This window comes from Massilia eurypsychrophila (genome assembly GCF_002760655.1).
Classification (GTDB): domain Bacteria; phylum Pseudomonadota; class Gammaproteobacteria; order Burkholderiales; family Burkholderiaceae_D; genus JAFCUW01.
Genome location: NZ_PDOC01000001.1, coordinates 474,837 through 500,668 on the forward strand (window position 1 = coordinate 474,837; position 25,832 = coordinate 500,668).

The following is a 25,832-nucleotide window of genomic DNA, read 5'->3' on the forward strand; positions in this document are numbered from 1 at the left end:
TGTCGGCGCCGGGCTTGGCGGGTGCATGCTTGCCAATGCATTGCTGGCGACCCACGACGTGACGATGATCGAACGCGGTGCCGCAACGATCGATCCACGGTTTCCCGTCATCGATGTCGGTTTGCCGGCGCGTACCGAACCGCACTTCGGCGCCGGCCTGGGCGGGTCCACCCAGCTCTGGCACAACGGCCTCATCGAGATCGACGACCAGACCTTCGCCAGGCACTGGCCGATTGCGAAAACCGACCTCGATCCGTATTACGAAGAGGCATTTCCATTGCTGTCCGGCGTCCCCATGCAGCAGGTGCACGCGGCGATCGCCGCGCTGCGGGAGAAATATCGCGCGCTTGGGCTGCCTGCTGAGTCGCTGCCGGGATTGTTCTACCCGCGCTGGCCGCTGAACGTTTGGGACAGCCTCAAGCTCGATGGCCGCGTGACGCTGGTGCGCGGGGACGTTACCGGCTTTCAGCTGACAGAGCAGGGTGCGGTGGCCGCACTGACCGTGGCTGTCGACGGCGTTGCCGAGCAGGTTGGCGGCGATCGGTTCGTGTTGTCGGCCGGCGGTCTCGGTTCGCCTGTCTTGCTCCAGAAGCTGGCGACCAAGGTCGACTTGCCGGCGCTTTCCCATGCCGGCTACCACTACGAAGATCATCCGATGGGCTTCGTCGGCGAGGTGGAGCTGAGCGTGCCGCTGTATCAGCTATGGAATTATCACGTGCCAGGCACCGGTGGCAACTTGCGCCTCCCGCTGGTCGTCTCCACAAACGGCATGGACATCTCGTTTCAGTTAAGGCCGGCGGCATCATTTCATCGCGACAGTCGCCGCGAGCGGGTTGGTAGCGTACTGCACCAACTGCGCCAGCGCCCGTGGAACCTGTTTAACTATGTGAAGCTGCTGACGCATTGGGACGACGTGTTCGACATATTGTCGTTCAAGCTGGGCATTCATTTGCCGACCAAGCGATACACGCTGCTGATGATGGCGCAAATGCCGCCTTCCAAAGAGCGGGCGGTCTGGAGCGAAGCTGATCCAGCCAGCGGCCAGGAGCGACGGATCCGTGACTGGCGCTTTACGCCCGCCTATCAGGACGACCTGCGCGCCGCCGTCGGCGCCGTACTGAACCAGTTGAGTCCCGTGCTCAAGAGCGCCAGACAATTCCCGGACTGGCTCAGCGGACTGGCGACCGGCGCCCATCATTCGGGTACGGCGCGCATGTCCGATTCGCCCGCATCCGGAGTATGCGACCGCGACTGCCGGGTCCACGGCATGGCCAACCTTTACGTCTGCGACGGGGCGGTCATACCGGCCAGCGGGGTGGCCAACACAGGCCTGACGATCAGCGCCCTTGCGCTTCGCCTGGCCAAGCATTTAGGGCAGCGCGCCGACGCCAGCGCGCTGCCAAACGACCAGTAGTCCTGCACCGCTGCCGCGCCGTGTATCCATGGAGAATACCGAAATGACCTTACGAGTTGGGATTACTGCCCAGACACTGAACGTACAACATCTGCGTGGTACCGGACGCTACGTCCAGGAACTGCTAAGGAATACGACCGCGAGCGATGACGTTAAATGGACGGCATACGCACAGGACGCCAGCAAGCCGTTTCGGGTGCCGTCGCCGCTGTTGGGTAATACCGATGTATTTAATTTCCCCGGCGATCGCTTTCAGCTGTGGGAACAAGTCGGCTTGCCGCAGCGGCTGAAGCGATCCGGCGTGGCGCTGTTACATTGCGCCGAGAACACTGTGCCCGTATGGCAGCCGGTGCCGACGATCGTGACAATCCACGATACGGTGCTGTGGGAGGAAGAGCGGGCTCGACTTGACCACTTTTACCTGCACAAGGTCCAGGCGCTGGCGTACAGTCGTTGCGCCGCCGTGATTACCATCAGCGAGTCGTCGAAGCGCGATATTGCCGCGCGATGGCCGGTGCTTGCTGATCGCCTCACTGTGATACCGCATGGGATTGCAGATGAGTTCTTCGACGATCGCCGGGCAACCATCCCGGCCGTGCTGCAGCAGGCCTTGGGCACATCTCCCTACCTGTTGTTCATGGGCGGGCCACAGCCGCGCAAGCGTTTCGGCTGGGCGTTGCAGTTGTTGGCGCAATGCGGACGCGCCGACCTCCATCTGGTCGGGTGCGGCTTCGGCGCCGGCACCACATCGATTGATCAGATTCCGCCGGCGTTGCGCCACCGGGTTCATTTCGCCCCGTTTGTCGAAGACAGCGAGCTCGTCGCGCTGTATCGCGGCGCGCAGGCAGCGGTTTACCCCACCTTGTACGAAGGCTTCGGTTTTCCGGCGGTCGAGTCGCAAGCAGCCGGCACACCCATCTTGTTCAGTCCAGTCAGCAGCCTGGTCGACCTGATTGGCCCGCTGGCATGGCCGGTCGATGCCGAAGATCTTTCCGCCTGGATTGCCGCGCTCAAGGAAGTCTTGACGCTGCCTGCGCAAGCAAGGAGCGAACTTGCCGCCCGCAGCATTGAGTGGGCTCGTCAGTTCTCCTGGCGCAAGAGTGTGGAGCGGCATTTCGACGTCTATCGAGACGTGCTGGCGCGTTCGCGCCAGTGATGACCGCACAAAGCAGGTGCGGCGCTTAGCGCCGCAGCCTAAGTTCCGGTCGTTTTGCGCAGCCGTCCAGCGTTGCGCATTTTTTGGAATATGGGCTCGCTCGCCAGTGGATGCCGAACCGCAACTAGCGCCGCTGCCCAACACGCGACACAAACCAGCGCCGCGCATGCAAATGCGAACCAGCCGATCGCCGTGTCACGGCTGCCACGGGTATAGAACGCTATTACAGACGGCACGATCAGACAGGCCAGAGTCACTTTCGCGCTTTGCCCCAGCCCGAAAAACAGTGCACGATAGTCGTTGGCGATGCACCGGCCCTTGGCGTAGTAAACCATCGGCAGCTGTATCAACAGCGATATGGCGAGCGCCAGCGCACAAGCCATCGTGGTCTGAAAGATGAGCGCCGCTGCGACGATCATCGCTGCGCGTAGTGGTTGAAATGACAGTTCAACCTTCGTGACAAGGTCGATGCGTCTCACCGCCAGGATTACGCTGGACGCGAGGCTCGAGATCGCAGCGATCGCGCCGGCGAGGCAAAAGATCGGCACGAGTGGCGCCGCAGCATCCCATTGCGGCCCGAACATCAGCCGCAAGATCTCATGCGAATACAACGCCAAAAAGCCATAAAAAGGCCATGCAACCGCCGTCACATTGGTGACACTGGTGATATAAACCGGCTCAAGTGCTTGATTATCGCGGTGCGCCTGCGCGTACGCGGGGTAGGCGACATTTCTGATCGCCGCCATCATGTCGCGGTGGAACAGATTCATTAAACCTTGCGCCCGGCTGAGGATGGCAACGGGGCCAAATCCCATCAGTTTGCCGACCACCAGATCATTCGTGTCCATGGCCAGACTGGTCACGATTCCCGAAACAGAACTTTGTGCGCCGAAATTGATGACCCTGCGCCATTCGGCAAACGCCGGCATCAGAATCCGGCGATCCTCGCGCACTATCCATGCGCCAATGCCGGTCACGGCGTTGAGCAGCACGGAGCCGATCGCCAGACTGATGACCCCGTAGCCGAGAAAGGCCAGGCCGGTCGTGGCAATCGCTCCTGCCGCAGTGGCGGCCAGATTGACTGCAGCAAGTCGCTTGAACTGCATATTTCGTCGAAGGATCGCAAGCGAGACGGTACAAAACGGTATCAGCAGAAAATTGAGCGCGCAAACCCGCAGCGTCGGTATCATCCGCGGTTCGCCGTACAGGGCGCCGATGTAGGGTGCTGCGAACAGGAGAACGATCGCCACGCCCACGCCGAGTACCAGCAAGATGCCGAAGGCTGCTTGGATATACTCATCCTTCAGGTCTTTTTCTTGAATCAGGTAGCTGGCTACACCGAAGTCGCGTAGCACCTGCGCAACCCCGACAATGGCCATGCTGACCGAGTAAATACCGATTGCCTCGGGCGTCAGGAGCCGCGCAATGGCCATGTTGCTGGCCAATGCGATCACCAGCATGACATAGCGTTCGCCGATCGAGAATGCCAGGGCGCGGCGTACGCCGCTCATGACTCGGCTTCCCGATCGGAAAGACAGGCGACAAGAAAAGGTGGCATTTTCATGTCTTCGCAATCGCATTGAGTGCCAGTGCGAGCTTACCTGTCAGGTTGCGCCTTGTGTACATAGCTAATTCTTCTGCGCAGCGCGTGGAGAACAGTTCGGCTTCGGCACCATCGCACAGGCGGGCAAGTGCCTTGGCGAGGGCATCGACATCGCCGGGGTCGACGCGGTGCGCCCCGCCAACTTGGGTCAGCGTGGAGGCCACTTCGCTGTTGGCTTGCGCGGACGCCAGCACCGGACGTCCGCAACCCAGATACTCGAACAGCTTGCCTGGCATGCTGGCAAATTCGTAGAGCCCTTGTGACACGGGGAGATAAACGGCGCTGGCCCCGGCCATTAGCGTGATTGCGTCGGCGTGCGTGACGCGCCCCTTCTCCTCAACAAAATCGGCAATGCCGTATTCGGCAGCGCGGCCAGGGGGGAACCCCGCCATGACGACCTTGAGCCGCGCCAGGTTTTTCAGGCCATGATCTTTCAACAGCTTTACCGCCTTGTACAGGTCCTCTGGACTGTAACCCGGGCGCCACACACCCGTGTAGACAATCCTGATACTGTCGTCGCCGGGCGCACGCAGCGGCGTTGCGGAATGGAAATCGTTTTCGTCGAAACCGTTCGTGATCGCAAACCGTTTCTCTGGCAGCACATCTTGCGGAAGCAAGGTGAGGAATGTCTTGGTCGTAGCGATCACGCCCGCCGCCCTGCGCAACACTTTTCTTTCGAGCATAGGATTTAGGCGGCGCTGCAGCCATGTGCGCTTGTCCCACTCGACATCCGACGCTTGCCAAAGGTCGCGATAATCGATAATGAAGGGCACGCCAGTGACCCGGCTCAATTTCTCGGCGACAAGGAAAGAAGTCCACGGCCCGCCGGTGGCGTAAATCGCATCGTAGGATTCGTTCGCCAGCAACTGGCGGCCTTTAGCGACGACCGAAGGCCCCCAGCTGGCGATGTTGTCAGGCACATTCCAAAAGCGCTGCAGGCGCCAGTTTACGGCGTCGAACATCCTTTGCTCACTCACCATACCGGACGTCTTCGACGCGATTGCACGCGCGATGACTTCGCTCGATAAAGGCGCCCGCTCAATGCGCGTTCCCTCCCTAACTTCGGCCAGCAAAGTGTCGTCGCAAAATCGCTCTTCCGGATCTGCGATCGTCAGGACGGTCGGCGACCATCCGTGGTCAGGAAGGTGGTTGACAAACTCCAGGCTCCGGCGCGTGCCGGAATTGAAGATCGGTGGATATAAATACGCAATAAACAGAACTTTTTTCATCGTTATTCATTTCTTTTTTATACAACGCGCTCGGCGCGACGCCAGGTCGCCAAGGCGAACCGCACTACTGCGGCGACGAAACTGCTTTTGCCCCATGTTCGCCGCGTTAGAATCCGTTGCCGTACTTTATGCGTTCGCCGGTTTGTTGATCACTGCGCAGCCTTTCTCGCAATACGCCATTTGATAAGCATAGTCGGGAAACTCGCTTGCCCACCGCTGCAAGGTCGCCTTTTCGGTGGCCCGATTGGCATCGTCCAAGTAAACCCTCGCGCCGCTTGCAAGTCGGGGAAACAAGGCCGGACCTGCCGGATAGCGCGCCAATGGGCCTGTTGTTTCCGGTGGGCCATCAACGACGAGCATTTCGATCGATAGCTGTCCTGGAAGGTTTTCTACGGCGTACCAGTGCCATGATTTGCCATTCAAATCGATTGCTCTCAATGGCGCATGGATTACCTCGGCATACTCGCTCAGCCCATGCAGCATCAGCTGTTCTGTGGTCTTTGCCGCATATATGGCGTCGTGTTCCAAACTGTAGACTTTACCGACTCCATTCATCTGCATGCAGCGCGCCAGTACGATCGTCGACGTGCCACTGCTGCATTCGACCACGATCGCCGGCTTCGCCCTGAGCGCATAGCGGCTTAGTTCCATTAAGAAATCCGGTGACGCTGCCCACCCGCGCGTGCCAGGCAGACTCTTCGTGATGCCGAGGTCAATGTACAGTCCGCGCAAGCACTCGGCTTGGTGGTAGGCGGACTCTATTTGAGATTGCAACTGGTCTCTGGATGAATAAACAAGTAGATGAATATTCCGCACTTTCCTGAGCGTGTATAAACAGATCAAGCAAACTGCTAAGACGAGCAAAAAAGTTGCCTCATTCATTGAATTCTCCAATATGTGTAACTGCGCTTCGGAAACTTCCCCTTTTAAATCTACTTATGCATTCATCGTGGCGGGCGAAACGTCAATCCTTCTCCAGGAACTACGCCGTCCGCTTCATTGTTTTACGGATGCCTGCATATGTCTTGATGAGTGTTTTCCAGCCGGCTACATTAGCTGGAAATTCGCGCAGCGATTGCCACCCGCATCGCTTAGCGTCTGCCACGTGACCGGCATGCAAGAGTGCGGCAGCGAAATCGCTCCAGCTTCTTGAGAGCATGCGGCGAACGGCCTTGGGATCGGCCTGTCTGCCGTCGGGAGAACGAACGCCCCACTGCGACAGCGCCCGCCCGATCACCTTGGCGCGATGATTTTCGGTCGGTCGCGAGTGCGTGATACTGGCCGGATGGATGCGGTACAAGGCGTAGGGACGGGCCACGCGCAGGATCGGCGTAACGCGCGAAGCACGCAGCCACAGGTCATAATCTTCGCCAAGGCGCAGGGTAGTGTCAAAGTTGCCGATCTCGTCGAATAGCGAGCGGTGCGCCAGCACAGTCGAGGTCCACACCACGCAGTCGAGCAGCAACTCTGGATAAATCCAGCCGCTCGGGCCATCCCAGCGCGCCGAATCGCCAACTGTTAGCGCCAGTTCTGCGAGGTAGGCTGGCGTTGGCCGGGGCGCATCGTTAGTCCAGACCTGCCAGGCGCAGTAACTCATCCGGCACTGCGGGTTGGTGGCGAGCTGTTCGCGCTGGGCCGCGAGTTTGCCAGGAACCCAAATGTCGTCGGCGTCGACAAAGGCAATCCATTCGCCGCTGGCCACGCGCATGCCATTATTGCGTGCGGCAGCCACCCCCTGGTTTGGCTGCTGCTCGACTCGTACTTGCGGGAACGTTGCGCGGACCATTTCGACCGAACGATCGGAAGAACCGTCGTCGACGACGATGATCTCGAGGCCGGCCCGGTCTTGCGCCAGCACCGATTCAATGGTCGCGACGATATAACGCTCGGCGTTATAGCAGGGAATAACAACGGATATGGTGGCTTCGGGATGCACGGTTGGCTTTGTTGTCGACTAAAAAAAAAGAATGTGTAAATGGGGTCTGGCTGGTGGTGTGCAGCCGACTAGCTCAGGTCGCAACGGCCGCCGTCGCGTCGACCTTGCTGACGACGTAGCGGAACTTGCCGGATTTTTCCGGCAGGATGGCCGGCACCTGCTCGACCTCGATGGCGACGGCGGCGCCGAGGCGCGCCTTGAAGCCGGCTTCGATTTTTTGCAGCAGCGCCAGCGCCAGCGGCGCGTCGGCCACCATCTGCACCCGCGTCAGGTCGAGCGTTTCCTGCACGATCTTGAACGCCTTGACTTCCGGCAGGTCGCGCAGGATGTACACCAGCGCCAGGCCGTGCATGACGGTGCCGTCATGCGCGACCAAAAAGTCGGTGCTGCGGCCCTGGATTTCCTTCAGCAGCGGCAAGCCGCGCCCGCAACTGCACGGCGCCGTGTCGAGCACGCCGACGTCGCCGGTGCGGTAGCGGATGAACGGGAAGTCGCCGGTGGCCAGGTGGGTGACGACGATTTCGCCGGCGTTGCCCTTCGGCACCGGCTGGCCGTCGGCGTCGAGGATCTCGACGATGATGTCTTCGGCGGTCAAATGCATGCCGCCGGCCGGGCACTGGTGGGCGATGAAACCGGCGTCGCGCCCGCCGTAGCCGTTGGCCACCGGGCAGCCGAACGTTTCGGATATCTGCTGGCGCTGCTCGTCGTACAGCCGCTCGGACGTGACGAAGGCGACCTTGATGCCGAGGTCGTCCATGCGCACGCCCTTCGACTTGGCGTGGCGCGCGATGTGCGACAGCGCCGACGGGTAGCCGAACAGCATGCGTGGGCGCACCGCGCGGATGCGCGCGAGGAAGCCGTCGAGCTTGGCTTCGGACATGGCGAACGCCGGCAGCAGCTCGGTGCGCAGCATGCGGTCGCGCACGGCGCGCACGCTGTCCTGCGCGCCCAGTTCGATGGGCGAACCCCAGACGACGATTTCGGCGTCGCCAATGTCGACATCCCACCAGCGCGTGGCGCGCCACTTTGCGGCGACGTCGTGGCTGACGCGTTCCTTGCCGATGTAGAAAATCAGCGGCTCGCCGCTGGAGCCGCCCGTGTTAAAGCGCGCCAGGCCGTCGGCGTTGGAAGCTTTCATGCCTTCGCCGGCGGCGCGGATGCGCGCCTTGTCCAGCAGCGGCAGGCGCTGCAGGTCGGCCAGCGTCTTCAAGTCGCGTTCAGGGTCGAAGCCGGCGGCGGCGAACAGGTCGCGGTAGTACGGCACCTTGGCCTGGGCGCGCAGCAGCAACCGGCGCAGGCGCTTCAGTTGCAGCGCTTCGAGTTCGGCGGCCGGCCACCATTGCGATTGCTCCATCGACTCGCGCACCGCGACGGTGGTGTGGCGCTTCATGCGCTCGTGCAGCGGAAACAGCAGGCGCGACACCACCGAGGTGTACAGGCCGGTGTTGGGCAATGTCTGGGTACTCATGAGTGGCTTGCTACCTTGGCTAGGCTGGTGTTGGTGACCGATCGGTAGACCGCGAGCAGCCGCGGCCGTACGCCTGGCCACGCGTATTGTTGCACATAACTAAGTCCTGCCGCGCGTAAACGCGACGCCAGTTCGGGCGAGTCGGCCAGGCGCAACATGGCGTCGGCCATCGCCTGCGGCGCACGCGGCGGCACCAGCAGCGCCGTCTTGCCGTCTTCGACCATGAACGGCACGCCGCCGACATCGGTGCTGACGACGGCCACGCCGCTGGCGAGCGCTTCGAGCACCGAATTGGGCATGTTGTCGACCGTGCTCGGATTGAGCATTACGTCGGCGCCGCGATACAGCGCGCCCATGCCGGCGTTGTCGACGCGGCCGGTGAAGGTGACGGCGGCGGCGACGCCGAGGTCACGCGCAAGCTGTTCAAGGTCGGCGCGCAGCGGGCCGGAGCCGGCCACTACCATTGTGGCGCCGGGAATGCGCGCGGCGACGAGGGCGAACGCGCGCAGCGCCGTTTCATTGTCGTAGATCGGTTCGAGGTTGCGCGCCACCAGTACCCGCAGCGGCACTGCGGCGCCGGGAACGGCCGCCGAGAAGCGCTCCAGGTTGATGATGTTGGGGACCACCGTGGTGGGCACGCCGTACTTGCTGAACACGTGCTCGAGAAAGCCCGACGGCACCACCACGGCGTCGGCGCGCAGCAGGCTAGGGCGCACCCAGCGCTGCGACTTTTGCATGAAGACGTCCGCTTCGCCGCCCCGGTAGTTGACCACCACCGGGCAGCCGCGCAGGTGGCCGATCCAGATCGCCGGCGCGGCGAACAGGTGCCACGACCAGCCGGAATTGGCCATCACGTGAAACAGCTGAACGCGGCCGGCCGCGCCCCACAGGTGCGCCAGGTAAGGCACGAGGCGAAACAGCGCGCGCAGGCCCGGCAGCTTGCCGGCCCACGCCGGCGTGTAGGGCGCGTTGACCTGGATGACTTCGACCTGGTGGCCTTCGCCTTCGAGCAGGCCGATGAGCTGCAAGGTCTGGTTGGCCATGCCGCCCGACGGCGGCGGCAGCGGGCCGACCACGCCGATGCGCAGGGGCGCTTGTTGAGAGATCAAGGCGTCGCCTTGCCGGTCACGCCCTTGTAGACGTTCTTGTAGCGCGCGACGCTGGCCTTCCAGCTGCGTTCATTTTCCACAAAACTGCGGCCCTGGGCGCGCAAGGCGGCCCAGCGTTCCGGGGCGCCGAGCAGCGCCAGGGTTTTCTGCGCCAGCGCTAGCGGGTCGCCGGCGCGAAACAGCACGCCGGTCTTGCCGTCTTCGATCAGTTCCTTGTGGCCGCCGACGTCGGAGGCCACCAGCAGGCGGCCCTGCGCCATCGCTTCGAGCGGTTTCAAAGGCGTTACCAGGTCGGTCAGGCGCATCTTCAGGCGCGGATACACCAGCACGTCGACCAGGTTGTAATAGCGCTGCACGTCGTGGTGCGGCACGCGGCCGGTGAAGATGACCTTGTCGGCCACGCCCAGCTGCGCGGCCTGCGCTTTCAGCGCGGCGTCCTGCGGGCCGCCGCCCACTAACAGCACGCGGATCGCGGGGTTCGCTTCCAGCATCGCCGGCAGCGCCTGCAGCAGCACGTCAAGGCCCTCGTACGCATAGAACGAGCCGATGAAGCCGAGCACCGACTTGCCCTGCAGGCCAAGGCTGGACGCGAGCACTTCGTCGCGCGCGCCGTCGACCGAAAAGTCGCCGATGTCGACCGCGTTCGGGATCACCGTGATCTTGTTGGCCGGGATGCCGCGGGTGCCGACGATTTCGGCGCGCAGTCCCTCGCAGATGGTGGTGGCGGCGTCGACGCGTTTGAGCGCGTACGTTTCCATCGCGCGGGTGATGCGGTAGCGCAGGCCCCATTCGCTGGCGGTGCCATGGTCGACGGCGGCGTCTTCCCAGAAGGCGCGGATTTCATACACCACCGGGATGCCGAGCTTTTTGCCGACCCGCAGCGCGGCGATCGCGTTCAGCGCCGGCGAGTGCGCGTGCAGCACGTCGGGCTTGATTTCGCGCGCCACTTCCAGCAAGCGCGCGGCCAGATGGTCGATGACGGCCAGCTGGTTCAGCACCGGCAGGCGGTCGAGCAGGCCGGTGCTGGGCGCCGTGCGGTAGAAGCCGAGGCCATCGACATCTTCGTGGGCCTTCGGCGCCGCGCCTTGCTTGGGGCTGGTCAGGTGAAACGTCTGCCAGCCGAGCGCGCGCTGCTGCTGCAGGATCGAGCGGGTGCGGAAGGTGTAGCCGCTGTGCAACGGGATCGAGTGATCGAGCACGTGCAATATGCGCAGCGGCGCGCTCAAGGCATCCGCCTTCGGCAGCGCGCTCATGCCTCTTCGCCCTGCAGTTCCTTGCGCAGGAACGCTTCGAACATCAGCACCGTCCAGATCGGGGCGCTGTAGTCGCGCCGGCCCGACTCGTGCTGCTCGACCATCTGGGCGAGGTAATTGGTGTTGAAGATGCCGGTCGAGGCCAGCGTGTCGCCCAGCAGCGACTCGCGCACGCGCTGGCGCAGCGGACCGCGGAACCAGCTCGCCAGCGGCACGGCAAAGCCCATCTTCTTGCGGTACAAAATATCATCCGGCAGGTACGATTCGAGGCTCTTCTTGAAGACGTACTTGCCTTCGCTGCCGTTCAATTTCATCGACGGCGGCAGGCCGGAAATCCATTCGACCAGCTTGTGGTCGAGCAGCGGCACGCGCACTTCGAGCGCGTGCGCCATGCTGGCGCGGTCAACCTTGGTGAGGATGTCGCCCGGCAGGTAGGTCTTCATGTCGAGGTACTGGATCATCGACAGCGGGTCGTCCGTCGGCGACGCGGCCGCGTGGCCCTTCATGACCTCAATCGCCTGGTAACCCTGCAGGTTCTTGCGGAACTTGTCGGAGAACAGCTGCGCGCGCATGTCGTCGGACATGATCGAGACGCCATGGAAATAGCCTTCGACCAGGTCGCGCGACAGCGCCTCGAAGGTGGTCTTGGCGCGGAACACGCGCGGCGCCCAGTCGGCCTTCGGATAGTATTTGCCGAGCGGGCCGAAAATGAGCTTGCGCATGGTCGGCGGGATCTTCGAGCGCACGCTGTCTTCGGCCATCGCGTAGCGGTAGCGGCGGTAGCCGGCCAGGTTCTCGTCGCCGCCGTCGCCGGACAGCGCCACCGTCACGCGCTTGCGCGCGAGCTGGCAGACGCGGTAGGTCGGGATCGCCGAGCTGTCGGCATACGGTTCGTCGTACAGGTCGGCCAGCGTGTCGAGCAGCGCGTAGTCGTCGGTGTCGACCGTTTCGGTGACGTGTTCGGTCTTGTACTGGCGCGCGACCTGTTCGGCGTACTGCGACTCGTCGAAGGCCTTTTCCTGGAACGCGATCGAGCAGGTGTTGACCGGGTCCTTCATCAGGCCGGCCATCATCGCCACGATGGCGCTCGAGTCGACGCCGCCGGACAGGAAGGCGCCAAGCGGCACCTCGGCCTTCAGGCGGATCTTGACCGCTTCGCGCAAGCGCACGATCAGCTCTTCCTCGGCGTCCTTCGCGCTCATCGGCGCGTGCAGCTTGAACGGCACGTCCCAGAATTTTTTCGGCTGCGGCACCGGCTGGCCGATATGGATCGTCAGCGTGTAGCCTGGCGAGAGTTTCTTCGCGCCGAGGTAAATCGTTTTCGGCTCCGGCACGTAGCCGTAGGCGAAATAGTCCTCGACCGCCTGCGGGTCGATCGCGTGCGGCAGGTCCGGATGCGCGCGCAGGGATTTCAGTTCGGAGCCAAAAATGAACATCCCGTCGGGCAGCAGCGCGTAGTAGAACGGTTTGACGCCGAGGCGGTCGCGCGCCATGAACATGACCTGTCTGGTGCGGTCCCAGACGCAGATGGCGAACATGCCGCGCAGCTTGTGGACGCAGGCTTCGCCCCATGCCGACCAGGCGTGGACGATGGTTTCGGTGTCGCTCTTGGTGCGGAATACGTAGCCGAGCTGCTGCAGTTCTTCGGTCAGCTCGGGGTAGTTGTAGATCTCGCCGTTGAACACCACGCCGACGTCGCCGGCGGCGTTGAACATCGGCTGCTGGCCGCTGGCGATGTCGATCACCGACAGGCGCCGGTGGCCGAAGCCGACACCGGGTTCGGTATAGATGTCGCCTTCGTCCGGCCCGCGGTGGTGATGCCGCTCGTTCATGCGGCTCAGCAGCACGCGGTCGATCGGTCGCGCGCCGCGCGTATCAAAAATTCCTACGATTCCACACATGATTTTATGTTCTTTCTGAAGCTCGTTTTTCGTTCACACAGCGTGTCGTACATCGATTGGTAGCCCGCTACCATCGCATTCATGTTGTAGTGGCGCTGCACGCGCTCGCGCCCGGCGGCGCCGTGTTCGCGCGCCATCGCCGGCGAGCGGGCGTAGCGCTCGAGCGCCTGCGCCATCGCCGCCGGATCGGAGGCCGGCACCAACAGGCCGGTAACGCCGTCGGCGATCACTTCGGGGATGCCGCCGACGCGCGTGCCGACCACCGGCAAGCCACTGGCCATCGCTTCGAGCGCCGAGCCGGGCGTGCCTTCGGCGATGGACGACATGGCGAAGATGTCGAGGCCGCGGAGGATGTCGGCAATGTCGGTGCGCGAGCCGGGCAGCCAGACCTGGTCGGCGATGCCGGCGGCGGCTACCCGGGCGCGCAGCTTTTCCAGCAGCGGGCCGTCGCCGACGATGGCCAGGCGCAGCTGCGCGCGCTGTTCGGGCATGCGATCGAGCAGCTGCACAAAGGCGTCGACCAGGGTGGCATGGTCCTTGACATCCTGGATGCGCCCGACCGTGCCGATGACGATGCAGCCGGCGGCGAAAAAGGCGTCGCTGCGGTCGCCGGCGGCAGGGCGGAACTTGTCGCTGTCGATGCCGTTCGCCAGCAGGCGGCTTTTATGCGCCGGCACGCCGATGATGGTGCGGTTCCACTCGAGCATGTCGGCCGAGTTGGCGTAGCAGCAGTCGTAGAACGGCACCATCATGCGGCGCAAAAAATTGTGCTTGCGGTTGCGGCCCTGCGGGTCGGCGGCGTCGCGGCCGTGGGCGCCGTTGACGCGCACCGGCACGCCGGCCAGCAAGGCGGCCGGGGCGTATTCGATCGCCGACAGGTTGTAGCTGTGCAGGACGGCGGGTTTGAGCTTGCGCAGCAGCTTCCACAGCGCGGCGTGGGTGCCGAGCGACAGGCCGGATTTTTTTCCGAGCGAGTACAGGTCGACGCCGGGCCGGGTGATCTTTTTCGAGAAATCGGTGTAGCCGGTCAGGCACACCACCGCGTGGCGGTAGGCGTCGGCCGGCATGCGGTTGATGCGCTCGACCATCAGGTTTTCCAGCCCGCCGAAGTCGAGCCGGTAGATCAGGTGGACAACCAGCGGCGCCTCGTTGCACGGGGCGGCCATCAGCGCCGCCGGGTCTGATCGAGCGCCGCTTCCACCGGCGCCAGGTTCGCCGCCAGGAAGGCGCGCAAGGTGGCGCGCGCGTGCTCCGGGTCTTCGTCGAAGCGGGCATAGACGATGATGGCCGCGCCGTCGTCGCTGCCATGCAGCGCCTTCTGCGCTACCTGGTAAGCCTTGCCGATATAATCGCTGCGGGTGTCCTTGCCGTCGATGCGATACCAATGCCAGAACAGCACCTTGCCGCGTCGGTCGGACAGCACTTCCTCACGCAAGCCCAGCACGCGGGCGCCGACCGTTTCGGTTCGCACAGCCGTTGCGTGGCTACGCCAGCTGCTCTTTGCCGTTACCAGATGGTTAGTCGAACTGATCAACCTGGTGCCGAGGCGCTGACCCCGGTAGTACAGCAGCGACAGACCGGCCGCCTGGCCGCCGTTGGCGTAGAAGGCCTGAAACTGAGCGGCCGGCTTGGCAAAGCCCGGCGTCCATTCGGCGAACGGCGCAGTAACCTGCCAGGCCGCCTGCGGCGCGCTCAGCTGCGGCGCGGCCGGATTGACGGCGTTGTGTTCGAGCCAGGCGGCGTACAGCGGAAAGGCGCCGATGCAGACGGCAACGGCCAGCGCGGCCGCAGCCAGTTTGGCGGTCGATGCCGGCGGTCCTTGCGGCGGCAGGACGCGCGGCGCGCTCTTGGCCGGCTGGCGGTCTTCGCGCCAGAAGGTGCCGATCCAGAACAGCACGAACATGACGATGCCGAAAAATACCCAGCCGTAGATCAGGTGGTCGACGCCGACGGCCATCGTCATGCCCGACAGGTGGCCCATCATCACGATCATGTAGGCGCGGCCGGTGTTGGCGACGATTGGCACAATGATCGCCAGCAGGATGAACAGCGCCTGGCGCCAGCGCGAACGGTAGGTCAGGTGGGCGTACAGAGTGCCGAGTGTGACCGAGGCGATCAGGTAGCGCAGGCCGCTGCAGGCCTCGACGACCGACCAGTTGCCCGACGGGATGGAGAAGTTGTTGCCCTCGCGCAGAACCGGAATGCCGGTCGCGCGCAGCAGGTCGATGGTGAAATTGGCGGTGATGTTGATCAAGGGGTCGATGAAGACTTCGCCGAACGGCACCGCGAACAGCAAGAACAGCAGCGAGAAGGCAAGCACACGGGAGATGCGGCGCCCGAGCACGGCCAGCGCGGTCAGCGGCAGCATGGCGGCGAACGCATACTGCTTGACGATCTGCACGTCGCCCAGGTCGGCCAGCAGCCAGCCGAAGCCGCACAGCGCCAGCAGCACGAAGCCGGGCCAGAAGGGCGAGGCCGTCATCTGGACCAGTGTGGCGCGCCGTTCCCACGCCAGCCACAGGCTGATCGGCACGATGATGTAGCCATGGGCGAAGGTTTCGGAGCGGTTCCAGATCGAGACGATCGAACTGGCGGTGGCATAGTGGATCAGCAGCGGCAGCAGCAGCGCGACGGCGATGATCAGGTAGCGCGTCATGCTGCCGCGTTCGGCCGTGGCGATGGCCTGCGTCAGCTTGGTGGTGGAGGGCGTGATGGCGCTCATGCGGTTTCCGTCATGGTGGTTTTGTTGTCGAGCAGGGAGTCGACCCGCGCCAGGTTGGCCGACCAGCCGTAGCGCGCTTCTACCTTGCGGCGCGCGGCCTGGCCAATGGCGGCATCGGGATGGGCCAGCGCGTGCAGCACGGCGGCGGCAAATTGCGGCGCGTCGCCGGCCAGCAGCAGTTCGCTTCCCGGTTCGGCTTCGATGCCTTCGAGCGCCTGCGGCGAGACGACGATGGTCTTGGCCAGCGACATCGCCTCGAGGACCTTGTTCTGGATGCCGCGGGCGATGCGCAGCGGCGCCACCGACAGCGCGGCGTGGGTGACGTACGGGCGCACGTCGTCCACGGTGCCGGTGACGAACACGTTCGGCAGCGCCGCCAGCGCCTGCACCGCCGCCGACGGGCGCGCGCCGACGATGTAGAACGCCGCCGCCGGTTCTTGCGCCAGCACCGCCGGCAGCACTTCGGATGCGAACCACTGCACCGCGTCGATGTTGGGCCAGTAGTCCATGGCGCCGGCAAAGGCGATCACTTTCTGGCCTGGGGCGTACGGATTCGGCGAGGCGGCATTCGGCGCGAAGAACTCGGTGTCGACGCCGTTGTTGAAGTAGCCGATGCTTGAAGCGCTTTCGGGCGCCAGCTGCTTGAACAATGCCGCTTCCGGCTCGGAGACGAACAGCGAGGCGTCGCATTCGCGCGCGACTTTTCTTTCGTAGGCGAGCAGCTGGCGCGCTTCATGGCCGTACAGCCAGCTCATGGGCCCGGTTTTTTTCTGTGCGTACTGGCGCCACTTGTCGGAATCGACGTCGCAAAAATCGATCACGCGGCGCGCCGCCGGATAGGGCTGGGCGTACTGCGCCATCGGCGACGAGAACACGACGATCTTGCTGATCGCGTGCGCCTGCATCGTGCGCGCGACCCATTCGTGCATGCCGGCGTCGTGGTAGTAGTCGAGCGACAGGGCGCGGTTGCCGAGCAGCGCGCCCAGGCTTTTGACGCGCGCCAGGGTCGGGTTCAGTTTGGCGAAGTGGCTGCTGGCGCACATGCGCTGCACCAGCGGCACGTGCTGCCAGTCGTCGGCGTCGTCGACGAACGTGCCCAGGTGCACCCGGTAGTGCTGCGCCAGGTGCTTGAGCAGGTTGTAGGAGCGGATCTTGTCGCCCTTGTTGGGCGGATACGGCATACGGTGGATCAGCAGGAGCAGGTTTTCCACGTCGGTCAGCCCAGGTTCCTGACGATGTGCGGCCCGATGATGTTGGCCAGCTTCAAAGGCATTTTTTTCCACATCTTGATGAACAGCTGGTACTTCGGATTGAGCGGATTGTTGTCCGGCAGCTCGGTCGACTCGTACAGGCGGTATTCGTACGGCAGCGGCTGGGCGGTGAAGCCCCAGTTCTTCTTGAAGTCGTAGGCGCCGGTGCCAAGCTTGCTGCGGCCGAAGTCGAACAGGCGGGCGCCGCGCGCGGCGGCGGCCTGCATCAGGTTCCAGTACATGAAGTCGTTGCCGGCGACGTCGCGCGCCAGCGGCATGCCGCCGCCGTAGTAGGGCACCACTTCGTCGCGCCAGTAGAACGACAGCACCGCGGCGACCAGCGCGCCGTTCTGGGTGATGACGCGCACTTCGCAGTCGTCGCCGAATTCTTCCTTCAGCAGCGCGAAATATTTTTTCGGGAAGACCGGCGTGCCGAGCCGGTGCACGCTGCTGGCGTAGGCGTCGAACATGCGGTCGACGTTGTCGTCGACTTCGCCCACCAGGCCCAGTTTGATGCCCTTGCGCACCATCGCGCGCTGCTTGCGCGGGATCGCGTTCAGGTTTTCTTCGTCGTCGGCGGAAATCGCCTTGCGGAACGTGACGTACAGTTCCTTGGTGTGCCAGGCCGCGTCGCCCGGGTGGGCAGCGACCATGTTGCGGTATTCGAGGTGGCCGACCTTCAACTGGCGCGCGAGCGCATCGGCGGCGGCGTCGAGCGCGGCGCGGGCCGGCTCGCTGATGGCTGCAACGCCGCCGTAGACGCAGAACTGCATGGCGCCGAGCGCGTGGCCGAACAGCCTGCTGTTGATCTCGCACAGCGGCAGCACGCCCTGGATCTGCCCGCCCTGTTCGGCGTAGTAGAACCAGGTGTTGAGCTTGAACGACTGCTCGATGACGCGTTGCCAGCCGGCGCGGTGGAAAAACGTCGCTTCTGGACAGGCGGCGACGAACGCGTCCCAGCGCGCCTTGTCCTGCGGGCCCATCAGCTTGACGGTGAGCGGGCCGCCGGCGGCCTGCGGCGTCACGTGTTCAGGTGCTGCTTCGATGTGACTGACTGCGATCGAACTCATTGCTTACCCAGGAAAATGCGGTCCATGCGGTCCCACGCGAAGTCGCGCGTCAACGCGCCGATGCGCGCTTCCATGCGCTCCAGATTGACGTAATGGCGGAAGCGGCTCTTGGCGCCGACGCCTTCCGGACGCGGCTGGCCGGGATCGACTTCCCACGGATGGAAATAGAAAATGGCCGGCTGGCGGTCGGCCTGGTTGACCTGTTTCATCATCCAGCGCGACAGCGCGTACGGCAGCAGACGGAAGTAGCCGCCGCCGCCGGCCGGCAGGTTGCGCCCCATCAGCTGCACGGTGGTGATCGGCACTTCGAGGAGGCCGTCGGGGCCGTTCGGGTAGAACGCGAAACGCGGCGCGTCGGGCATGCCGTAATGGTCGTGCTTGATCGGGTAGATGCTCGAGCTGTAGCGGTAGCCGGCTTCCTTGAGCACGTCGAGCGCCCACAGGTTGCCGGTGCCGATCGAAAAGCTCGGTGCGCGGTAGCCGAGCACTTCATTGCCGCCGATGTCTTCGAGCAGCGCCTTGCTGCGGGTGACGTCGTCGGCAAACTCGGCGCGGCTCTGGTCGGACGCGCGCAGGTGGCCGTAGCCGTGGCTGGCCAGTTCGTGGCCGCCGGCGACGATGCGGCGCACCATGGCCGGATAGCGCTCGGCTATCCAGCCGAGCGTGAAGAAGGTGGCGTGGACGTTGCCGGCGGCGAGGATGGCGAGGATGCGGTCGATGTTCGCTTCGACCCGGCATTCGAGGTTCGGCCAGCTGTCGCGGTCGATGTAGGGCGCGAACGCCGAGACCTGGAAATAATCCTCGACGTCGATCGTCATGGCGTTGCGGATCACCGCACCAGGGGCCGCGCCCTGGTGCGCGGTTGGGACGTCGCGCTTCATTGGCGCTGGTCCAGCGTTTCGGCCGGCAGGTCGGCAGCGTCGGCGGCAGGCGCAGAGGCGGCAGGTGCAGGAGCGGCGGCAACGGCTGCGACGGCGGCAGCCGGCGTGGCGACGATCTTTTTCAGGATCGACAGCACCGACACGATCGACTTTTCCAGCCGCATCATGCGTTCGTCCATCTGGCCGCTGCTGCCGACCGGTTCGGCGGCGACCGGCTCGGACGCTTCAGCGCGCTCGGCTTCAGCGGCGCCTGGCGGCAGCTGGAATTCCTCGTCGATGTCGGCGATCACGGCGTTGACCTCGGTTTCGGTAAACGCGTGCAGCTCTTCCAGGTAGCCCATCAGCAGCAGGCGGTCGCACAAGGTGTTGGTCTTGCGCGGGATGCCGCCGGTGTAGCCGTAGATGGCGGCGTAGGCGCCGGGCGAAAACGCCGGGTCGCCGTTCCAGCCGACCGTGTGCAGGCGGTGCTCGATGTAGGCTTGCGTCTCGTCGGCGTCCATCGGGCCGAGGTGATAGCTGGCGATGACGCGCTGGCGCAGCTGCAGCATGCTGGCGCTGTGCAAGGTGGTGCGAAACTCCGGCTGGCCGAGCAGGAAGGTTTGCAGCAGCGACTTTTCGTCGGTCTGGAAGTTCGATAGCATGCGCAGTTCCTCGACCGTGCGGGCGGTCAGGTTCTGCGCCTCGTCGACGATCAGGAGGGCGCGCTTGCCTTGCTGGTCGGCGGCGCGCAGGAATTGCTCGAGCCGCGTCAAGAGGTCAGGCTTGCTGGCGTTTTCGTAGGGCAGGCCGAACGCCGACACCACCATCCGCAAGGTGTCGTCCGAATCGAGATTGGTGTTGACGATGTGGGCGGCGATGATCTGCTCTGACGGCAGGTTGTTGAGCAGGTTGCGCACCAGCGTGGTCTTGCCGGCGCCGACTTCGCCGGTGATGACGATGAAGCCCTCGCCCTGCGACAGGCCGTAGTCGAGGTAAGCCATGGCGCGCTTGTGGCCCTTGCTGCCGTAGAAGAAGTGCGGGTCCGGACGCAGCCGGAACGGCTTGGCGCTGAGGCCATAATAGGTTTCGTACATCGCTTGCTCGACTTTCGCTATAACTGATATGAAAGGGACGCGCTGATTGAATTCTCGCGGTACTCGTTGCCGCCCGGGATAGCGGCCGTGCCTCGCTGGTGGCGCACTTCGACAATGCCGCGGATGCTGCGCTGGAACTGCCGCGTCAACGCCAACGACATCAGGCTCTGGTCGCCGGTAAAGCCGGTGGTCAGCGATTCGGTACGGGTCTTGCCGAGCGACGCGTTGACATTGCTGCGCGGCGACAGGCGGTAGGTCGCCGCCAGTGTCGCGCCGACCGTGCGCAGGTCGTCGTTGAGCGAGGGCAGGCTCGGCGGCAGCAGGGCGCTGTCGGCCCGCTGCGGCGACAGCGCGGTGCGCTCGGTGGCATTGAACGACAGGATCGCGCTGCTGCGCGAACCGATCAGGCCGACCGACGCCTGCAGCGTTTTCTGCAGCAGGAAGCGGTTGGTCAGCACATTGGTCGCCTGGCCCTGCACGATCGGCACACCGGTGGCGCGCATGTAGGCCTCGACCGCCAGGCGCCGCTCCACCGGATCGGGGTAGGTGGCGATGAACAGGCGCTCGAGGATGCTGAAGGTGGTGATCGGGGCCGGCAGCAGGAACTGCTCGCGGGCGGTGGTGACGGCGTCGTTGTAGGTGATGTTCCAGGTGGTGTTGCGGCTGCGGTGCAGCGCGCTGAGCGAGTAGCTGTCGCCATAAAAACGCTTGCCGATGCTGGCGTCGATGCTGGTACGCAGCGACGGCGTCCAGATGAAACCGACCGAGCGGCTGCTGCCGGCAGTCTCGCCACCCTCGCCATCGTAATCGTAGCGGTCGTAGCCGCCGGATGCCTTCAGGCTGAATTCGTTGGTCACGCGCAGCCGCAGGTTCAGGGCCGACGTGTCGACGCGCGAGTCGCCCCTGAGCGAGTCGTCGATTTCCTGGCGGCTGGCCTGGAAGCCCCAGCCGACGGTGCGGAAGGTCGGGCCGCTGGCGAGCGTGACCGCGGCGGTGTTGGAGGTGCTGTTGCCGAACGCGGCATTGCTCGTCTGCACCGAGTCGCGCGTGTAGCGCGCTTCCGCGCTGGCCAGGTTGCCAAAACGGCGCCGCAGGTAAGGGCTGGCGCGCCAGGTGCGCACTTCGTCGCGCTTGGCGTCGGAATAACCGTTGCCGGACTGCGGGCCGAACGCGGAGACGCTTCTCTGGCCGATTGTGGCGTTGCCGTCGAAATACAGCAGCTCGTCGATCAGGTTGGCGCGGGCATCGGCCGACAGGTCACGGGAGGAACTGTTGGTGCCGCTGACGCGCTCGCCCGAATAGGCGTACATGTGGACGGCGGCCCGCGCGTGCAGCTTGAGCCGCGGGGTGTTGCTGACGATCGCCACGGAAGGCGACAGCTCGGTGACGAACTGGCCGCGTGCCAACTCGTCCGATGTCAGGCTGACATTGTCGGAATAGGTCGCGCGCAGGTCGACCGCCGGGGTGACCTTGATTTCGGCGCCGGCGTGCGGCGCCCACAGCATGGCCAGCAGCGCTGCCGGCGCCGCCATGGGCAGCGTCGTCGCGCCCATCGCCGGCGCCCGCACCCGCTTAGCCATAGTGATAGTCATACGTTTCTTCGATGCCCGGGAATTCGCGCGTCTTGTTGTAGATGAGGTTGACGTTGGTGCAGCCCTCGAGCTGGCGCAGCGATTCCTTGACCGCATGCTGGGTTGTCGTTTCGGACTCGACAACGAGGACGATCTGGCCCATGTGGGTGGCCAGCACGTGTGCTTCGGAGGTCAGCAGCAGAGGCGGCGAATCGAAAATGACGATCCGGTCCGGATAGCGGTTGGCGATTTCGTAGACGAAGGTGCTCATCGTCTGGCTCGCCAGCAGCTCGGTGGCGCGCGGCGTGCTGGTGCCGGCCGGCAGGATGCTGAGGGTGTCGACGTTGGTGCGCAGCATGACGTCGGCCAGTTCGAGCTTGTCGTCGAGCAGGATGTCCATCAGGCCGCGCTGGGCCGGCAGGCCGAGCGTGCGCAGCACCGACGGGCGGGCCACGTCGGCGTCGATCAGCAGCACCGTGTGGTCCAGTTCCATGGCGATGCTCATGGCCAGATTGATGGCGCAATAGGTCTTGCCTTCGCCCGGCAGCGAGCTGGTGATCATGATCAGGTTGCCCGGCGGCGTGCCTGGCGTGTGCTCGGCGAACGCGCGCTTGATCAGCGGGCGCTTGATGATGCGGAAGTCTTCCACCAGCAGGGTGCGCCCGCCGGCGGCGGTGACCATGCCCATCTCGCGCATCCGGTTCAGGTCGAGTTCGACCTTGCGGGTGCTCTGCTTGCGCGGCGCTGCCGCCGGTTCGGCTGCGGGGGCCGGTGCAATGACCGGCATTTCGACCGGCGCCGGCACCGGCACTGCTGCCGGAACTGCGCGCGCGACCACCGGCGCCGGGGCGGCATGACTGGCCGCGGCGGCTGCGGCGGCGACGATGATCGGCGTGTGCGCCACTGGCGCCGCTATCGGCACGGAGATCTCGACAGGGGAGGCCGGTGCGGCTTCCCTCTTGTGGTCGATCCGACTTGCTGCTTTTTCGATAATACTCACATGTTCTCCCGGGATTCAATCGCGTTACAGCGAAGGCCTGATCAAGATCGCTGCCATTACGCCGCCGTACGCGCCAAACAGCGCAAATACGGAGGCTCCCATCGCGTACAGCCGTCGCCGGCGCTTCACTTTTTGTTCGGTGGTCCAGTTCATGCCGATGGTGCCGAGGATCGGCACGCCGGTCACTTCACGCAGCGCCGCCTGGCTGAGGAAGGTCGGACGGACCTGGCTCATCAACAGGGCGACGACCAGGCCGGCCACCAGCGCGCCGGCAAACACCAGCGAGAACAGGCGTGGACGGTTCGGTCCGGCCGGGCTCAAAGGCACGGTCGGCGGATCGATGACGCGGAACGTCAGCATGTCGGTCGCCGAGCTCAGGTCGCCCGACAGCTTGGCCGATTCACGCCGCTCGACCAGCTTCTGGTAGTTGTCGCGGTTGACGGCGTAGTCGCGGTTGAGCTGGGCCAGCTGCGCTTCGACTTCGGGCGCTTCGTTGCTCTGGCTGCGCATGCGGGCCATGCGGGCCATGCGGGTGTTGTATTCGGCCACGCGGGCGCTGAGCGAAGCGACGCGCGCTTCGGCCACCGACAGCGCCACGTTCATCTGTTGCAGCATCGGGCTGTAGTTGATGCCAGGATCGCTACTGCGCTTGCGCTTCTTGGCTTCTTCCTTCTTCTTCGCGTCGAGCTGGGCCATCAGGCGCTTGGCCGCGACGATGTCGGGATGCGCCTCGGTGTATTGCAGGCGCAGCAGGTCGAGTTGCTTGTTGAGCGCCGAGATGCGGCCGTCGAGTTCCGGATTGTCGCTGGTGTCGCCCGCCTCGGCCGGCGCGGTGACCGGCGCCGGGTCGTCGCCGGCGATCTGGCGCTTGATGGCGTTGCGCGACTGTTCAGCTTCGAGCAGCTCGAGCTTGGCGGCGCTGAGCAGGTCGGCCGTTTCGACCATCTTGCCGCTGTAGTCGCTGCCGGTGCGCGGCAGCATGCCCATGTTGCGGATCTTGAAATCCTTCATCGCGTTTTCGGCGGCGGCGAGCTTTTCTTCGTACGTCTTGATCTGGTCGTCGATGAACTGGACGGCCTTCTCGGAATCCTGTTTTTTTCCGCCAAAGCTGCCTTCGACGAAGATGGTCAGCAGCGACTGCACGATGTCCTTGCCCAGCTTCGGGTTCGGGTTGTTGTAGGTAATCGTGTAGATGTCATCGCGCTCGGTGCCCAGAATCTTGATGTTATTCATCAGCTCGTCGACCTGGCGCTCGTGATCCTTGGCGTTGCTCGACTTGACGTCGAGGTCGACCATGCGCATGACGCGCTCGACGTTGGGCCGGCTGATCAGGGTGCGGCGCATGAACACGACCTGCTGGTCGAGGTTCGGCAACGTCGTCATGCCCGACAGCAGCGGCTTGAGGATGCTCTGGGTATCGACATAGACGCGGGCCGAAGCCTGGTAATCGTTCGGCAACTTGTAGACCACGGCCCAGCCCACGAGCGCGACGATCCAGGAAATGGCCACTGCATACCAGCGATATTTGCCGATCGCCTTGAGGAAGCTTAGTACTACGGCTGTCAATTCTGCCATCTCGTCAATCTCGGGTTAATGCTACTTCTGGGGTTGGGGGCGCCGATGCGCACAGGGAACTCAACATATCATCGCTTGTACTGGGAGCAATTGCAATTGCATAATGGAAAAAGCCCGACCGGCGTGCAATAAATGCTATGTATTGCAACACATTGCTCGGCCGCCATTCTAGCCTGATTGCGATTGGCTATCGAATTTCGCTTGTGCGAAGGCTTCGTCTTCCCGTTGCGCGATCTGGGACCATTGTATTGTTGCTTCGCAAAAAATGCCACAAGTAATGTAATAAACACACGCAATTTGCACAGCGCCACTTAAAAATGCCTTGCGGAATCGTTTTTCTTGCATCGGAGAGCGCGTGGAGCAGTAGTAGAACTGCAAGCAGTGCGAGGCGTGGGAAATCAGACACACTGTTTACCGTTGACAACACAATGAATGCGGCCGGCGCCGCCTCGTCGCGCGTGCGTTCATCACGCCAGGAACGGCAGGGCGATGCCGAATCACGCTATATATATAGTGTCGTCGACATGCACGGCGGAAAATAGGCGGACAGCCGTAACCTGCTGCGGATGACGGCTTGCGATCAAAAGCGTTTCGCCAGGAAAATCTGTTATGGTTGGCGGACACGACAATCATGCCGCAGACACGCAGATTCAAGCGATTTGTCGGGCATCCACCAACCATTCAGTATTCGAAACCATGCACATGTCGCCCCGCGTTCTTGCCCGCCCGTTCGTCCTGCTGGCCGCCTGCGCGCTGGCGCTGCCCGCGTTTGCTGCCGGCGAGCTGGCGCGCACCATCGCCGCCGTCAAACCGTCGGTGGTCGGCGTCGGCACCTTCCTGCAGACGCGCAGTCCGGCCACCGCCTTCAACGGCACCGGCTTTGTGGTCGGCGATGGCCTCTCGGTAATTACCAATTCGCACGTGGTGCCCGAGCTGCTCGACAGCGAGAAGCGGGAAACGCTCGGCGTGGTCATCTCGCGCGGTGGCCAGATCGAGTTCCGCCCGGCCGTGCTGGCCGGGCGCGACCGCGCGCACGACCTGGCGCACCTGCGCATCAGCGGCGCGCCGCTGCCGGCGCTGGCGCTGGGCGACTCCGACGGCGCCGTCGAGGGCCAGGACCTGGCGTTTACCGGTTATCCGCTGGGCATGATCCTCGGCCTGCATCCGGCCACCCACCGCGCGCTGCTGGCGGCGATCACGCCGATCGTGATGCCTTCGCTCAGTTCGCGCGCGCTCAACGTGCGCGCCATCGTCCAGCTGCAGCGCACCCCGTTCGCCATCTTCCAGCTCGACGGCACCGCCTATCCGGGCAACAGCGGCAGTCCGGTGTACGACCCGGCCACCGGCAAGGTTCTGGCGGTGATCAACATGACGTTCGTAAAGGGGCTCAAGGAAAACGCGATCAGCCAGCCGAGCGGCATCGCGTACGCGATCCCGGCCAAATATGTTCGTGACTTATTGCAACAAAAATCGCCGTAAGCAAATATTTGTCATCGGTGGCAGCCTGAATCGCATGCTTGATGGTATAAAATACAGTCGAGCAAAAAATATTCAAATTACAATTATTCGGCGCCACAGCAAGTATATTTTGGCAAACAACACGGACCGCATGCGCATTTTT

The 25,832-nt window shown here is 63.9% G+C and carries 20 protein-coding genes; 3 read left to right on the plus strand and 17 right to left on the minus strand.

Features of this window, described 5'->3' with window-relative positions; all coding sequences use genetic code 11:
* The first annotated feature begins 25 nt into the window (after positions 1-25).
* Together CR105_RS02210 and CR105_RS02215 are read left to right on the plus strand one after the other, a co-directional pair.
* Entirely contained in the window at positions 26-1,414 is a 1,389-nt protein-coding gene (locus tag CR105_RS02210; protein ID WP_180288061.1) for a GMC oxidoreductase, read from the plus strand.
* Positions 1,415-1,442: 28 nt separating this feature from the next.
* Positions 1,443-2,570, plus strand: a complete 1,128-nt coding sequence (locus CR105_RS02215; RefSeq protein WP_099786784.1) for a glycosyltransferase family 4 protein — start codon at positions 1,443-1,445, stop codon at positions 2,568-2,570.
* Positions 2,571-2,608: 38 nt separating this feature from the next.
* On the opposite strand, the gene CR105_RS02220 is transcribed toward CR105_RS02215, so the two are convergent.
* From CR105_RS02220 to CR105_RS02300, 17 genes are all read right to left on the minus strand, one after another.
* A complete protein-coding gene (locus CR105_RS02220; RefSeq protein ID WP_180288062.1) occupies positions 2,609-4,081 on the minus strand; it encodes a lipopolysaccharide biosynthesis protein in 1,473 nt (490 codons plus the stop codon).
* Between the two features lie 49 nt (positions 4,082-4,130).
* Entirely contained in the window at positions 4,131-5,402 is a 1,272-nt protein-coding gene (locus CR105_RS02225) for a glycosyltransferase family 4 protein (protein ID WP_099786786.1), read from the minus strand.
* A gap of 126 nt (positions 5,403-5,528) precedes the next feature.
* A complete protein-coding gene (locus CR105_RS02230) occupies positions 5,529-6,284 on the minus strand; it encodes a class I SAM-dependent methyltransferase (RefSeq protein ID WP_099786787.1) in 756 nt (251 codons plus the stop codon).
* A gap of 100 nt (positions 6,285-6,384) precedes the next feature.
* Positions 6,385-7,338: a glycosyltransferase family 2 protein gene (locus tag CR105_RS02235; protein WP_099786788.1), complete on the minus strand. Its 954-nt coding sequence runs from the start codon at positions 7,336-7,338 to the stop codon at positions 6,385-6,387.
* 73 nt (positions 7,339-7,411) lie between these two features.
* On the minus strand, positions 7,412-8,806 hold the full coding sequence (locus CR105_RS02240) for a phenylacetate--CoA ligase family protein (protein ID WP_099786789.1): 1,395 nt from the start codon (positions 8,804-8,806) through the stop codon (positions 7,412-7,414).
* On the minus strand, positions 8,803-9,915 hold the full coding sequence (locus CR105_RS02245) for a glycosyltransferase family 4 protein (RefSeq protein ID WP_229413552.1): 1,113 nt from the start codon (positions 9,913-9,915) through the stop codon (positions 8,803-8,805). The genes CR105_RS02240 and CR105_RS02245 overlap by 4 nt, the downstream gene beginning before the upstream one ends.
* Positions 9,912-11,129 carry a TIGR04063 family PEP-CTERM/XrtA system glycosyltransferase gene (locus tag CR105_RS02250; RefSeq protein ID WP_099786916.1) on the minus strand — a complete coding sequence of 406 codons (1,218 nt, stop codon included), beginning with the start codon at positions 11,127-11,129 and terminating at the stop codon, positions 9,912-9,914. Before CR105_RS02250 ends, CR105_RS02245 begins: the two co-directional genes overlap by 4 nt.
* A 35-nt stretch (positions 11,130-11,164) precedes the next feature.
* Entirely contained in the window at positions 11,165-13,069 is a 1,905-nt protein-coding gene (locus tag CR105_RS02255; RefSeq protein ID WP_099786790.1) for an XrtA/PEP-CTERM system amidotransferase, read from the minus strand.
* A complete protein-coding gene (locus tag CR105_RS02260) occupies positions 13,054-14,235 on the minus strand; it encodes a TIGR03088 family PEP-CTERM/XrtA system glycosyltransferase (RefSeq protein ID WP_099786791.1) in 1,182 nt (393 codons plus the stop codon). Before CR105_RS02260 ends, CR105_RS02255 begins: the two co-directional genes overlap by 16 nt.
* Complete coding sequence (gene xrtA, locus CR105_RS02265; RefSeq protein ID WP_229413553.1) at positions 14,235-15,791, minus strand: exosortase A; 1,557 nt, start codon at positions 15,789-15,791, stop codon at positions 14,235-14,237. The genes CR105_RS02260 and xrtA overlap by 1 nt, the downstream gene beginning before the upstream one ends.
* The gene (locus CR105_RS02270; RefSeq protein ID WP_099786792.1) at positions 15,788-17,002 is read right to left on the minus strand and encodes a TIGR03087 family PEP-CTERM/XrtA system glycosyltransferase; all 1,215 of its coding nucleotides are present in this window, start codon (positions 17,000-17,002) and stop codon (positions 15,788-15,790) included. The genes xrtA and CR105_RS02270 overlap by 4 nt, the downstream gene beginning before the upstream one ends.
* 5 nt (positions 17,003-17,007) lie before the next feature.
* A complete protein-coding gene (locus tag CR105_RS02275) occupies positions 17,008-18,111 on the minus strand; it encodes a FemAB family XrtA/PEP-CTERM system-associated protein (protein ID WP_099786793.1) in 1,104 nt (367 codons plus the stop codon).
* Positions 18,108-18,992: an XrtA system polysaccharide deacetylase gene (locus CR105_RS02280; protein ID WP_218968645.1), complete on the minus strand. Its 885-nt coding sequence runs from the start codon at positions 18,990-18,992 to the stop codon at positions 18,108-18,110. Before CR105_RS02280 ends, CR105_RS02275 begins: the two co-directional genes overlap by 4 nt.
* Entirely contained in the window at positions 18,989-20,065 is a 1,077-nt protein-coding gene (locus CR105_RS02285) for an XrtA/PEP-CTERM system-associated ATPase (protein ID WP_099786794.1), read from the minus strand. Before CR105_RS02285 ends, CR105_RS02280 begins: the two co-directional genes overlap by 4 nt.
* A gap of 17 nt (positions 20,066-20,082) precedes the next feature.
* On the minus strand, positions 20,083-21,657 hold the full coding sequence (locus CR105_RS02290; RefSeq protein ID WP_180288063.1) for a TIGR03016 family PEP-CTERM system-associated outer membrane protein: 1,575 nt from the start codon (positions 21,655-21,657) through the stop codon (positions 20,083-20,085).
* Positions 21,638-22,636, minus strand: coding sequence for an XrtA-associated tyrosine autokinase (locus CR105_RS02295; RefSeq protein WP_099786796.1), 999 nt, complete (start codon positions 22,634-22,636; stop codon positions 21,638-21,640). Before CR105_RS02295 ends, CR105_RS02290 begins: the two co-directional genes overlap by 20 nt.
* Positions 22,637-22,660: 24 nt before the next feature.
* Complete coding sequence (locus tag CR105_RS02300; RefSeq protein ID WP_099786797.1) at positions 22,661-24,211, minus strand: XrtA system polysaccharide chain length determinant; 1,551 nt, start codon at positions 24,209-24,211, stop codon at positions 22,661-22,663.
* Between the two features lie 696 nt (positions 24,212-24,907).
* Here CR105_RS02300 and CR105_RS02305 point away from each other — a divergent pair.
* Positions 24,908-25,690 carry a S1 family peptidase gene (locus CR105_RS02305; protein WP_229413554.1) on the plus strand — a complete coding sequence of 261 codons (783 nt, stop codon included), beginning with the start codon at positions 24,908-24,910 and terminating at the stop codon, positions 25,688-25,690.
* The last annotated feature ends 142 nt before the right edge of the window (positions 25,691-25,832 follow it).

Bases quoted from the DNA above. Each gene is read 5' to 3' on its own strand.
- CR105_RS02305 (WP_229413554.1), top strand. From the start codon at position 24,908: ATGCACATGTCGCCCCGCGTTCTTGCCCGCCCGTTCGTCCTGCTGGCC.
- CR105_RS02240 (WP_099786789.1), bottom strand. From the start codon at position 8,806: ATGAGTACCCAGACATTGCCCAACACCGGCCTGTACACCTCGGTGGTG.
- CR105_RS02220 (WP_180288062.1), bottom strand. From the start codon at position 4,081: ATGAGCGGCGTACGCCGCGCCCTGGCATTCTCGATCGGCGAACGCTAT.
- xrtA (WP_229413553.1), bottom strand. From the start codon at position 15,791: ATGAGCGCCATCACGCCCTCCACCACCAAGCTGACGCAGGCCATCGCC.
- CR105_RS02260 (WP_099786791.1), bottom strand. From the start codon at position 14,235: ATGGCCGCCCCGTGCAACGAGGCGCCGCTGGTTGTCCACCTGATCTAC.
- CR105_RS02275 (WP_099786793.1), bottom strand. From the start codon at position 18,111: ATGAGTTCGATCGCAGTCAGTCACATCGAAGCAGCACCTGAACACGTG.
- CR105_RS02255 (WP_099786790.1), bottom strand. From the start codon at position 13,069: ATGTGTGGAATCGTAGGAATTTTTGATACGCGCGGCGCGCGACCGATC.
- CR105_RS02290 (WP_180288063.1), bottom strand. From the start codon at position 21,657: ATGACTATCACTATGGCTAAGCGGGTGCGGGCGCCGGCGATGGGCGCG.
- CR105_RS02300 (WP_099786797.1), bottom strand. From the start codon at position 24,211: ATGGCAGAATTGACAGCCGTAGTACTAAGCTTCCTCAAGGCGATCGGC.
- CR105_RS02210 (WP_180288061.1), top strand. From the start codon at position 26: ATGCTTGCCAATGCATTGCTGGCGACCCACGACGTGACGATGATCGAA.
- CR105_RS02285 (WP_099786794.1), bottom strand. From the start codon at position 20,065: ATGTACGAAACCTATTATGGCCTCAGCGCCAAGCCGTTCCGGCTGCGT.
- CR105_RS02280 (WP_218968645.1), bottom strand. From the start codon at position 18,992: ATGAAGCGCGACGTCCCAACCGCGCACCAGGGCGCGGCCCCTGGTGCG.
- CR105_RS02225 (WP_099786786.1), bottom strand. From the start codon at position 5,402: ATGAAAAAAGTTCTGTTTATTGCGTATTTATATCCACCGATCTTCAAT.
- CR105_RS02215 (WP_099786784.1), top strand. From the start codon at position 1,443: ATGGAGAATACCGAAATGACCTTACGAGTTGGGATTACTGCCCAGACA.
- CR105_RS02230 (WP_099786787.1), bottom strand. From the start codon at position 6,284: ATGAATGAGGCAACTTTTTTGCTCGTCTTAGCAGTTTGCTTGATCTGT.